The organism is Pedobacter steynii (assembly GCF_900103665.1).
GTDB classification, from domain to species: Bacteria; Bacteroidota; Bacteroidia; order Sphingobacteriales; family Sphingobacteriaceae; genus Pedobacter; species Pedobacter steynii.
Map to the genome: position 1 here is coordinate 140,929 of NZ_FNGY01000013.1, position 12,072 is coordinate 153,000.

Here is a 12,072-nt window from a genome sequence, read left to right on the forward strand (position 1 = left end):
AGTGTAAAAGTAAAAAAATATTTATGACCCGAGTAATCAATACTCAGTGCCCTCATGTTCATCTTGCTCTGTTTGTAACTGCCTGTTAAAATAAGGAGCGTCAGCAAGGTATTGTAATATAGACTCAGGATCTTTATCCTTGACCTGGTTTGCAGTGAATTCCTGTAGGTAACCCAGCCCTAATAGGGATCCGCAACCAGCATCTTTGAATAATTTGCTCAGTTTCTCATTCTGGTCAATGTGGTAAGAGTTGAATGCAGGAAGCGTGTCAATCGCCAGATACTCCTTATCAATTTTGTTGATATTTAGCAATCGGCTAAGCTTTTCTCCTTCGAATGTATCGTTATTAGTTAAGAATAGGAAAGTACGAACCACAAGCTTGTCGCCATGCAACTTCACTGCAAAATATCCTACTTTTTGATCCGCTATACAGAAATCTACCTGACTTTCATTGCCAGACCAGCGGTGCGGTATCTTATCTTGTAAAAAGGTCATCAGCAGGATTTCATGCATGATTCCCGGTGTGATATTGATTCTTTCTCTAAGCCTGTCCAATGCGTGAATCGTGATGTATAAGGGTAACGGAATATCCAGGCCAACTGTTTTAAATCCCAACAAAGAAGGCTTTACATTAAAGTATTCCATCTCCAGATCTGGAGAAGCCCAGCCCAGGCGTATTGCACTGCGGAAACCGTCTTTTAGCATGATTTGGTGCCTTTCTTGTTTGAAAGGATGAATGATGATGTCATTCTGTGGGTTAAAACGGGCAAAATATGGCGTCATGGAAAGATCGGCACTATAAATTTGATCGTTGTAATCTGCTAAAAGCCGACAGGTATGGGTAACGAGATTAACCAATCCGTCCTGAAGCTCCCTATGTGTTTTGCTGTCGTGTAAATAGGGGAGGAAATGTGTTTTGAGGTCTGCTAAATCAGGATCGGCAATTATATCAATCTCACCCACACAATCTATCAATGTTAATCCTTCAGAAAGGTACCAGGTTAAAGGAATGGTGTTCCCATTATCGAGTTCGATGTCTATACCTTCCATGAGTTGATACATCAGTTTGTTGAATTGAATAATACGTGTTTTGGACATTTCTGATCCTGGTGCAGCTTTTGCCTTCAATACCGGATATCGGACTTCATATAAGTGATGCATAAAGATCGGAGGAAATTTAGCCAGCAATTCCGAACCGCCAATCAGTACGATGATTTTCCTGATGCGGTCCATAAACCGCTCTTTTAAAGCTTTACGTGCCTGTTCTACATTCGCTGCAGATTTAATCGCTGCCTGTTTCTTCTTCTTCCTGTCCATATGGAGCAAATTTGATATTTGGTGAAATTAAATAAATTTTTAGTAAAACGGTGATTGTGCTTTGTGTGTAATTAATTATTCTACTTAAATAATTGATTTGGCTAAAAAGCTTGTTTTTGAAATATGACCGCTTATATCGATGAAAAAAGCCTGCTCTGCGGTAAATACAGTTATGACTGAAGCTTATTCGCTTATTGGAAAATTGTGAGTTTTGGCGTGATATAGTTTCTTATATCGCGCCAAAACTATTGTTTTTGGTAGGGTTTTGGCGTAATATAGATTTCTATATCACGCCAAAACTCGTTTATTTGACGCTGTGGATTAAAACAGAAAGCGATATGATCTATCGATATTTTATATTTACATTTGATTAGAACCTCAATTAATGACGCCTCAGGATAAAACAGAAGATATAGGTCAAGCCTTCCTCTATAATGACGAAATAGAACCTCAGTACCTTATTAAAGAATCTAAATTCCTATTGTTGAGTTTTTTAACCTTTGGATTGTATCCGGTTTGGTGGATTTATAAGGCCTGGGTCTTTTTTATTCAGAAGGAAGGATCTAATGCCAATCCTGCAATTAGAGTAGTTTTTAATCTCTTTTTTATGCTAGCCTTGTTAAATAGAATTCGGCGGTTTGCCAGACAAGAGGGGTATCAGGGGAGCAACTTCCCGGCAATTAGTTATGTTTTAATCATTGGAGTGAGTTTCTGTTCTCTTTTTCCCCCTCCTTTTTTTCTAATCAGTCTTTCTGGTTGTTTGTTCTTTCTGCCCAGTGTGAGCGCTTTAAATTATGGTTTACAAGAATCTTCTGAGGTATGCTCCTATGAAGATGACGGATTAAGTGCCAGACAAATCATATTGGTTGTCATAGGCCTTGTACTTTGGGGACTTATTGTAGTCGGATTATTGTCTTCCTAGATCAATGAACAAGCATGGCTTCTCATTGATCTATGAACTGCAGGATAACGTTGCACTGCCCGGTTGTTCGTTTGCCCATTCCGGCCTCAATTTAAAAAACTCATCATGATCTTTAGAATAAGGATCTTGTAACGCAGCCTGTAATCTTTTGAAAACTCCGTCTTCTCCTTTTTCCAGTTCCTGTATGGCCTCATAAAGCAGGAAATTCCTCAGAATAAACCTTGGGTTATTGGTGCTCATCTGAGATTTTGCCACTTCCTTAGACGTTTTATTTAATGCCATTCTGGCCTGGTAGTTTTTGATGTTCTTGCTGAGAAGCTCGCGTTCGCTACTGTTCAGCTGATCATATAATGCAGGGGTAAAATAAGCTGCAATTGCCTGTTCATCCTGCAGATCTTCCGGTAATTCAATCAGTAACTGATAAAAAATGGTCATATCCGGTTGGAGTGTCGCCAACAGGTTTTCGAACTGATCAATCAATTCAATATCATTTCCTTTTACCTCATCTAATCCCATTTTTCCAGCCTTCATTGCATAATATTTTTCGTAGAAAACGGGAGCGAAGTTCTCCAGGCTTTTGACGAGTTTAGCAGTATCTTCAAATAGAGGAGCGATGGCATTGGCCAGGCAGCCCAGGTTCCAGTAAGCAATGGAATGTTGTTTGCCAAAAGCATAACGGAGCCCCGGATGGTCAGTGGTATTCGGACTAAAGTTCGGATCGTAAGCATCCAGGAACGAAAAAGGTCCGTAATCTATGGTCAATCCGAGGATCGACATGTTGTCTGTATTCATTACGCCGTGCACAAAACCTACACGGAGCCATTCTACCACCATCGTTGCCGTCTTTTCCAGGACTTCTTTGAACCAGGTTAACGTTTTGTCTTCTCCGGTTATATGAGGGTAAAAGTTTTCAATCGTCCAGTCGGCCAGTTGTCTTAAATGATCATATTCTTTTCTTGCTGCCAGCATTTCGAAGTTTCCAAAACGCAAAAAGCTGGGCGCTGCGCGCATCACTATCGCTCCTGGCTCATTTGCTGGTCTTCCATCATAAAACATATCACGCCTCACCGGATCGCCTGTAGCAACCAAACTTAAAGCTCTGGTGGTTGGAACGCCCAGGTGATACATCGCTTCGCTCATCAGATACTCTCTGACAGAAGAACGGAGTACCGCTCTTCCGTCTGCCCTGCGGGAATAAGGAGTCATTCCGGCACCTTTCAATTGAAGTTCCCATGAATGACCTGAACGTAAAGGCCATTCCCCCAGGGTGATTGCCCTGCCATCGCCCAATTGTCCGGCCCAGTTGCCAAACTGATGCCCGGCATAACAGGCGGCATAGGGTTGCATGGTAGGGTTAACAAAGTTTCCTCCCAGCAATTCTATATCTTTTTCATTCGGGGCATTGATTTCCAGTTCTGCAGCAAGGTCTTCCGTCCAGGCCAGTAGCTGAGGTTTACTGACCGGGCTTGGCATTACTTTGCTGTAAAAAACTCCGGGAGTTTGTCTCGGCTGCAGACTGCCGCTTTGATCTCCTTCGAAGCTTTCAGTAAAGTTATTGACGAATGTATTGGAACTTAGGTTTTGCATAGGGTAAACGGGTTTTCATCGAAAAGACAAATATCGGGTTAATCCGGAGAACCTAAGCAGGGATCCTACAGAAATAGAAAGATATGACTTTACAGAAATTATAGAGAAGAAAGTTATCCGAGTAGTTTTTTCCAAAAACCTTTCTTTTCTTTTTCTTCGATTTCTTCTGTATTCATTACCACACGTTCGGCGTTGTTCGCTATTTCTCCGGGCTGAAGGTTGTGCTGTTCTTCCATCGCTTTCATTTGTGCCATTGCCGCCTGTTTGAAAAGATAGGCGCCTTCCTGATCACAATTAAACAAATTGGAATAACAGGCGGAATCATTCAGATTTAAAGGATTTGGTTCTACTACTTCTGTCGCTTCGAGCAAACCAAGCGCTTGTTGCTTCGCGTCTTCCAATGCCCTTAGGAAAACCCCGATTCTGCCATCCGAGAAAAAACCGTCAAGATCTGTCCTTACTGCCTGATCGTTTTCATAATCTTCCAATAACCGGGCGACCTGTGTTGCCGGAATAAATACACCTGAACTGTAATTCTGAGCAATTCTGTTGCTGATTGGGTTGCTAATGCTGTCCGGTACTATCGTTTTAAAATCTCTGGTATATCTTTCAAAGTATGGTCTTTCTTCCAGTAGAAATGAGAATGCAGAACCTCTGGTATAGTAATACTTGCGGAGAAAACCTTGTATAACTGCGATGTAATAACCATGGGAGCGTTCAAAAGAATCATCTGGGTTTGTTCCTAAACCAATATTAATTACCTGTTGATACTTCTCTTTATAGAAATCTTCTACCTGATACTGACCAGCAATACCAGTGATTAATTCCGGATCGTTAAGTACGTCAAAATACCATTCTTTGATCTCTGTTTCATTTATTGGATGATAGCTGATGTCGTATCCCATAGTTCTGATGTTTTTAATGTTTTGTAAAGTACGTAAAAAAGCAATATTCCGTCAATAATTAGTCTTATCTAACTTTTTGTGTTGGTTGTGTGTTTATTTTATTTAGATTTGTCTAAATAAGGTTAAGGAAACTCATCTGTAACGCAGGTAAAAGCCATAGGTTTCCTTTTAAGCGCCTGCATTTGCGGGCGCTTATTTAATTAAATCATCAATCATGGAAATTGCAATAAAAGTACTTCAAACAGAAATATCGAACAGAAAAGTATTGATCAGCAGAGAGAACCTAATGTTTAAGGATAGGAAAAAGGCGACAGAGCTGCTTAAAGAAATCTCGAAACTGAAGCAGGCATTAAAAGTTGTAAAAGACCATCATCAAAGAAAAGGGGCATATGATTTCGACTAAACTTTGCTGTTGTCTGCTCCTGGGCCTATTGCCTTTTATGGGTTTTGCTCAAAAGAACGAGGTGGCCATTTCTTTCGGAGCCTTGCCAGACAGCTTGGCTAAACATCCAAAACCCATCCTCATCAATGTGTATACAGATTGGTGTACCTATTGTAGTATGCAGGAAAATGGGGTAAAGAAGTCTGGAGAACTTTCTTCTTTGTTAGGCAAGGATGTGTATTACCTCAGGCTGAATGCAGGACATAAGGAAACCATATCTTTTAATCATGAACAGTATCATTTTCAGCCCAATGGACCGTCTACCGGGATTCACGAACTGGTATTGGCGTTGGGAAAGGGCAATAAAGAGATGGCTTATCCCATGTGGTTCATTCTCGATGCGAACTATAAAGTGCAATATAGTTTCTCCGGTTACCTCAGACCAAAGGATTTAAATGCTTTGTTGCTGGCTTATCTGAAAGAAGAGAAGACCCGATCGTCTGATCAGGTCTCTGAGGGCATCAACTGATTTCTCTATTGTCTGGCTGAATTTTCGTTTGTTACTCAAAAATGGAAAAGAGGCAATTTCAAAACAATACCTATAAAGGAGTATTTTAAAGCCTTTCTATTCATTTCGAAATTGTATTGTTTACTTTTATGAGATGCTTTGGAAACTGCTGATCTATATTTTGTTGCTTTTTACGGCTCCAGCTGCATGGGCACAATTGGAAATCACCAGTAATGGCCGCCAGATTGAGTATCCCGGTGCCCGTATTCAGTATGCATTCAGTTCCGGCAATGATTTTAGTGATTCGGCCTTTTTAAAAATGAAGCATTGGAAGGTGCTCAGTACCGGTAAAATACCCATTAGTAATTCTCCGCATTGTGTATGGCTTAAAATTCCGATCCGGACCTTGCTGAGGTATGGGGATTTTAATTTTATAGACATCAACAATCCTCATATCAATTTTTTAAGATGCTGGATCATAAAAAAAGACAGTATTGTAAAGGCATTTGAGCGTAGTGGGGATAATGTCGTATTTTCTGCCCGGCCCTTGCCTACGGCTTCCTTCATTTATCCTATTAACGGCCAGGAGTATAAAGACTGTGATTTTGTAATTGCCACAGATAAAAGATATACCAAACTCGATCTTCCGGTTAACTTTTATACAGAAACGTATTATCTCTATGCCAGTCAGTCTAAGAACCTGCTCTTTGGTTTATTTCTTGGAATCACCGTGTTTCTATTTGTTTTTAATTTTTATCTGTTTGTCAGCATGAGACAGAGTATGTATCTGTGGTATAGCATTTACATTTTGATGATTGCGCTCTACCTGGGAACAAGCATGGGGCATCTTTTTATGTATTTCTACCCTGAATATCCCTTTTTGAATGACATCATCAGACCTGCAGCTTTTGCACTTAGCTTTATACCCCAGGTTAATTTTTTCAATACCCTGATGAACCTTCCGGAGAAAATGCCCCGGATGTATCTTTTCAATAAGCGTCTGCTGGTCGCATTTGGGGTTTTGTTTGTATTGGCTGTTGCGACTTCCGCTTCAGGAAATTATAAGATTCAGGGATATTGGGTACACACCAACAGAGTGGTTTATCCCCTGGTATTGATGGTAATCCTTGTGGAAGGTGTTTATTGCCTTAAAAAAGGCGTCCGCTATGCGGGGTATTCTGTAATTTCCCTGCTGATTGTTTTTGTGTCCTCAATAATTTACGTCCTTCAGCAAAATGAAATTCTGCCAAGGAACGATTTTACTTCTTCCGCCGTCTATTGGGGCTTATTTTTCGAAGGTATGGTGATGGCCTTTGCCCTGGCCCTGCGTTTCAAATCCTATAAAGATGACTCAGAAAGACTGTTGAAGGAAACTCAGCTTCAGCAGGAAAATATTTTTAACGAAACAGCCATTTATCAGCAAAAAGAAATGCAACGCATGTCGTCACTTTTACACGATACCGTAGGGGCGAACCTTGGTTTTCTAAGATTGGAAACGGATAATATGCCGCTAACAGAAGAGGGGCGGAATAAAATCGCCGGGGCCATCACTAAATTGGGGCAGGAGGTGAGGACGATGAGCCATGAGTTCTCCCCCCTGGTTTTGCAGGATAAAGGATTGTATCTGTCCATTGCCGAAATGGTGAAGTTAATTATCAATAACGGGAAGATTGATTTACAGTTTGAATGGCTGGGGCATAAAGACAGGATTTCCGTACAATACGAGATTATTATCTATAGAATGGTACAGGAAATACTTCAAAATCTGTTAAAACACTCCAAAGCAAGTTCGGGATTTTTACAGGTGATGGTGGAGCAGGACCTGGTCTCTATCTACGCCGAGGACAATGGTGTAGGTCTGGATCAGCATAAAATGAGCGACGGCCTGGGGTTAAAAAGTTTGGAAGACCTCGTCAAACTGCTCAAAGGTAACTTTAGTATCGACAGCGCTGAAGATAAAGGTTTCAGCATTTCTATTGAATTTAATCAGCACAACAATGAAAACATATAATATAGGCATCACCGACGATCACGTGCTGTTTGCAGAAGGCCTGAGTAATATCATTTCTGGCAATTCTGATCTGCGACTGTCCTTTGTAGCCGCTTCTGTTCCGGAAATGTTTAGTTTACTGAGACAGCATCCTATTGATTTTTTATTGCTTGACATCAACCTGCCACCCTATAATGGATTGGAGTTGCTGACGAAAATAAAGGAAGAATACAGGGGGCTTAAAATCATGATTCTTTCGATGTATCAGCCTTCGGATATCGGTTTAAATCCGGCGAATTTTAAAGGAGATGCCTATGTGCTGAAAATATCAGGAAAAAACATTCTGGAAGACGCACTTGAGGGAATGAAAAAAGGAGAATTGTACCTTGATCCGAACATCATTGTGGCCCATACTTTTGAAGATTCTTTTACGCAGCAGCTGAGGTTAACAAAACGGGAAAAAGAGATCATCTCGCTCATCGCGATTGGCAAAACAAGTAAGGAAATTGCGGAAGCGCTGTTTGTAGCTGAGCTGACGATAAAAACACACCGGAAGAACATAGGTAAAAAGCTGGGTACTAAAAATGTAGCCGATTTGATTTTGAAAATGAACGGTAATGTTATTGATCCTCAGTCTGATATCTGATGAGAAGAAAGAAATTGCAAAGATTAAAGGAAGAGCAATTCTGGGCGAATTTCTGTTATTTCAATCTTCCTGATGGCGTTAATGAAATTCCCACTTCTTTTAAACGGGTAAATTTTAGAATCTATAATGTAGATGACGAAGGGCTGTTAAGAATGGTCGGTTATGTGAAGTCTATTGAGCAGTTGGACCTGGACGGCACGGATATAACCAATGAAGGAATTGGTTATTTAACCCAATTAGAAGTCCTGAAAGAACTGAGGCTTAAAGAGTGCAGCGCGATAGACAATGGCTGTATCGATTTCCTGTGTGAAATACAAAGTTTAGAATTACTTCATTTGGGGGGAACGGGAATCAGCCCTGATGGATTAGAGAAGATCGGATGTTTAAGGAATTTAAAATTACTTCTGGTTTCCGCTTCGGAAGGAGATGAAGAATTCTTGTCAAAAATCGAAGCTGCTTTGCCGCCGGAATGTGAATTTTTGGTGAACCATAAAGCGTACGAAAGAAAAAGACCTGATCATTTTAGCGGATTCCGGGACGTTTAATTAAATTCTTTGTGGGTTACTTTTTATGAAATTTCGCCCAGGTTCAGGTTTTCCGGGTGTGTAAAATACCGTTCAAATATTTCTTTGTCCAACCTATCTTTTTTCTTGGTTAATGCTGGGTTTTTAGCCCTTTTTCGCAGGGTAATTGGCTCGTTTTCAGCGCATCTTATGCGCTTTTTTTATGTTAAGAGATTGTTATCGTTTGTTTACTATTTGTATACAATAGTAATTAATGCTAAACATCAACTTAGGTTTGCATGATCGATTAACAACGAAAAAAAAGCCTGATGAAACTAAAATTTCTACTCTCTTCTACGCTGATATTGCTGAGCAGTATCGCATTTGCTCAAAAAGGAGCATTGACTGGTAAAGTTACCGACAACGCAGGGCCCCTTCCCGGTGCTTCCATCTTCCTGAAAGGGAATGGTTCAGGAAGCAGTTCTGATGTGAAAGGAGAATTCCGGATGTCGAATGTGGCCGCTGGAAATTATACATTATTGGTGAAATTTATTGGCTATAAGCCATTGGAAAAAGAGGTGACCCTAAAAGCAGGAGAAATTACCAATCTCGGTGCATTGTTACTCAGCTCTAATGAAAATAACCTGACTGAGGTTACGGTAAACGGATCTTCTTCCCGAAGGGGCAGCGAAGCCAGGGCATTAAATATGCAAAAAGAAAGCCCGAGAATCGTGAATGTAATTGCGGCAGATGGAATTGGGAAATTACCGGACCGTAATGCCGGTGAAGCAGTTCAAAGGGTTTCTGGTGTAGTTCTGGAGAGAGATCAGGGCGAAGGAAGGTTCATCTCTCTAAGGGGATTACCAGCAGAATGGAGCTCTTCCAGCATTAATGGCGACAGGATTCCGACGGCTGAGGAGCAGACGAATTCACGTTCTACGGCCTTCGATTTTTTTCCAACAGAACTGATTCAGTTTGTGGAAATCTCCAAAGCCCTCACTCCGGATATGGAAGGTGATGCGCTGGGAGGAAATGTCAATTTTATTACGCGGACTTCTCCTGATAAGGAAACTTTCGACATTTCACTGGGCGGTGGTTATAACGCAAAAGCTAATGGTGGTGCTTTTAGCGGAAATGTACTTTATGGCAATCGCAGCAAAGATGATAAGTTTGGATTCCTGGTCAATGGATCTGTCTGGAACAGACAATGGGCGACAGACAATTATGAACCACGTTTTGCTGGTCAGAATATAGCACGTATGGAATTGCGTGATTATTATGGCCGTCGTCGTACCATGGGTTTTAACGGAGCGGCGGACTATAAAGTGGGTAAAAACTCTAAAATCTATGTGAGGGGAATGTATGGTTCCCTTAATGACAATGAGAAGCATTATAAACTGCGTTTGCGCTATGAAAAGGACCGCGCTGAAGCTCAGAATATTCATAATATCTTAAAAACAAGGTTATTTGGTGGTGATGTAGGTGGTGATTTTAGCTTGGGGACAAACTCAACTTTAGATTTTAAAATCTCCCATTATAACAATGATTTTAATTATGGGGATATTCCAAACAAAGATTTTCCTTCGTATTATATCGTTCAATATGATCAGAATAAAGTAGGATATACCAATTTGATTGGCGGAAAGTATGCGGCTTATCAGGTGGACGGTGGTGATATTGATCCCAACTCTCCACAAACGCACCTTCCAGGTCAGAATGCGGTTAATGATGCCGGTAAATATACTTTTAGCTCGGTACAGATGGAGCTTCATCACATTAATGAAACAGATCGTGTAGTGGCCCAGGTAAACTTTAAAAATAAAATCAACTCAGATTTTGAATTCAAGGCAGGATTGAAGTACAGGGATAAATTGCGTACCGAAAGGTATGAACTGCCAACCTGGACATGGGACAATAAAGGAGGGACTACGCCGCCGCCGGCTTATACCGATTTTAACCTTGTAAATAAGCCTTACGCCAATGATTATGCAAAGGAATTTGGTCATCAGTTTAATGGAATCTTCCCTAAGTTTATGTCGGTCTCAGAGACGGATAACTTCTTTAACAAATACAGGGCTAACCTGAAAGTCGATTCAACAGGCTCTGCTTTGCTGGCAAACGGAGTACAAACCGGATCTAACTTTGATGTGTATGAAAAGCAAAGTGCAGGATATGCAATGGGTACATGGAAAGCTTCAGAAGTGTTGACCCTGATCGGGGGAGTAAGGGTTGAAAATACAGACCTTAGGGTGGATGGCTGGTTGTATGAAGCAGTAGCTGGACAACCGAATTACAGAGGGAAATTAACGCCTCAAACAAAGCGGAATAGCTATACAACGCTATTGCCTATGCTCCATATAAAATACTCGCCAAATGATCATGTAAATGTCCGGATTGCGGCAACGAAGACTTTTGCCAGACCGGACTTTGGTTCATTGGTTGCCGGTGGTACTTATACTACGCAGGACAATAAATTCATTTATGGGAATCCGCTGATTAAGCCGGTTAAGTCTTATAACCTGGACCTGATGACGGAGTATTATTTCGGCAATGTAGGTGCAATCACCGCGGGTGCTTTTTATAAAAGTGTCAAAGATCCGATCTTCTCTGATTCTAAATTTTATGCTGAATTTAATGGTAAACAAGATGCAAGAGTGGTTCAGGATCAGAATGGTGCAGACGCAAGAGTTGCCGGATTTGAATTGGGCCTGAGTAAAAAGCTGGATTTCCTTCCGGGACTGCTTGGGGGCCTTGGAATCAATGCCAATTACACTTTTATCCGTTCCAAAATGTCTATTCCTGATAGGACAGAGAAAGTGCGCATCCCTGGACAGGCGAATAACCTGTTTAACCTGGCCTTATTTTATGAAAACAAAGCGTTGCAGGCAAGAGTTGCTTTAAATCATAAGGGAAGTAATATTGTAACGCATGGCAGCAGCGCAAATGCTGATGAATACTTTGGTAAAAATACCTCAATGGATGCGAACCTTTCTTATCGGATCAGTCCGAAGTTAATGTTGTTTGCTGAAGCGAATAATTTACTAAACACAGAATACCGGTATTATTTCGGAGTACCGGAACGTCCTTCTCAAGTAGAGCGGTATGGAGTTCGCGGACAAGTAGGCGTAAAACTGAGTCTGTAGTTTTTATAATTAATAATCCTCGCAACCCTGGTTATCTTGCTGTGCTAAGAAAGATAATCAGGGTTGTTTTTGTTCGGGTCTAAATGAACTATTGTTTAGTATTTGTGTTTTATTCTGGAGCTCTATAATTGTGTTTTTTGTTTTAACGAGCCTGCGTTAAAAACATGTA

10 protein-coding genes are annotated in these 12,072 nt (G+C 40.9%); 7 read left to right on the forward strand and 3 right to left on the reverse strand.

Translation table 11 applies throughout. The annotated features are described in order from the left end of the window. Positions 1 to 36: 36 nt before the first annotated feature. On the reverse strand, positions 37 to 1,317 hold the full coding sequence (locus BLQ87_RS28655; protein ID WP_074612327.1) for a hypothetical protein: 1,281 nt from the start codon (positions 1,315 to 1,317) through the stop codon (positions 37 to 39). A 385-nt stretch (positions 1,318 to 1,702) separates the two neighbouring features. On the opposite strand from BLQ87_RS28655, the gene BLQ87_RS28660 reads away from it, so the two are divergent. After that, entirely contained in the window at positions 1,703 to 2,239 is a 537-nt protein-coding gene (locus tag BLQ87_RS28660) for a hypothetical protein (protein WP_074612328.1), read from the forward strand. A 30-nt stretch (positions 2,240 to 2,269) separates the two neighbouring features. Here the strand turns inward: BLQ87_RS28660 and BLQ87_RS28665 are convergent, their stop codons facing one another. Both BLQ87_RS28665 and BLQ87_RS28670 read right to left on the reverse strand, forming a co-directional pair. Next, on the reverse strand, positions 2,270 to 3,826 hold the full coding sequence (locus BLQ87_RS28665) for a protein adenylyltransferase SelO (protein ID WP_074612329.1): 1,557 nt from the start codon (positions 3,824 to 3,826) through the stop codon (positions 2,270 to 2,272). A 113-nt stretch (positions 3,827 to 3,939) separates the two neighbouring features. Next, positions 3,940 to 4,731 carry a hypothetical protein gene (locus tag BLQ87_RS28670; protein WP_074612330.1) on the reverse strand — a complete coding sequence of 264 codons (792 nt, stop codon included), beginning with the start codon at positions 4,729 to 4,731 and terminating at the stop codon, positions 3,940 to 3,942. Positions 4,732 to 4,945: 214 nt separating this feature from the next. Between BLQ87_RS28670 and BLQ87_RS28675 the strand changes: the two genes are divergently transcribed. The 6 genes from BLQ87_RS28675 (at position 4,946) to BLQ87_RS28700 (ending at position 11,903) form a co-directional block, all read left to right on the forward strand. After that, entirely contained in the window at positions 4,946 to 5,134 is a 189-nt protein-coding gene (locus BLQ87_RS28675; RefSeq protein ID WP_074612331.1) for a hypothetical protein, read from the forward strand. Beyond that, the gene (locus BLQ87_RS28680; RefSeq protein WP_143010568.1) at positions 5,121 to 5,642 is read left to right on the forward strand and encodes a thioredoxin family protein; all 522 of its coding nucleotides are present in this window, start codon (positions 5,121 to 5,123) and stop codon (positions 5,640 to 5,642) included. The genes BLQ87_RS28675 and BLQ87_RS28680 overlap by 14 nt, the downstream gene beginning before the upstream one ends. A gap of 133 nt (positions 5,643 to 5,775) precedes the next feature. Continuing rightward, positions 5,776 to 7,632 (forward strand): 7TM diverse intracellular signaling domain-containing protein, encoded by a 1,857-nt coding sequence (locus tag BLQ87_RS28685; RefSeq protein ID WP_074612333.1) that lies wholly within the window; start codon positions 5,776 to 5,778, stop codon positions 7,630 to 7,632. Further along, on the forward strand, positions 7,619 to 8,257 hold the full coding sequence (locus BLQ87_RS34205; RefSeq protein ID WP_074612334.1) for a LuxR C-terminal-related transcriptional regulator: 639 nt from the start codon (positions 7,619 to 7,621) through the stop codon (positions 8,255 to 8,257). The genes BLQ87_RS28685 and BLQ87_RS34205 overlap by 14 nt, the downstream gene beginning before the upstream one ends. Next, on the forward strand, positions 8,257 to 8,802 hold the full coding sequence (locus BLQ87_RS28695; RefSeq protein WP_074612335.1) for a leucine-rich repeat domain-containing protein: 546 nt from the start codon (positions 8,257 to 8,259) through the stop codon (positions 8,800 to 8,802). Before BLQ87_RS34205 ends, BLQ87_RS28695 begins: the two co-directional genes overlap by 1 nt. 287 nt (positions 8,803 to 9,089) lie before the next feature. After that, on the forward strand, positions 9,090 to 11,903 hold the full coding sequence (locus BLQ87_RS28700) for a TonB-dependent receptor (RefSeq protein ID WP_074612336.1): 2,814 nt from the start codon (positions 9,090 to 9,092) through the stop codon (positions 11,901 to 11,903). The last annotated feature ends 169 nt before the right edge of the window (positions 11,904 to 12,072 follow it).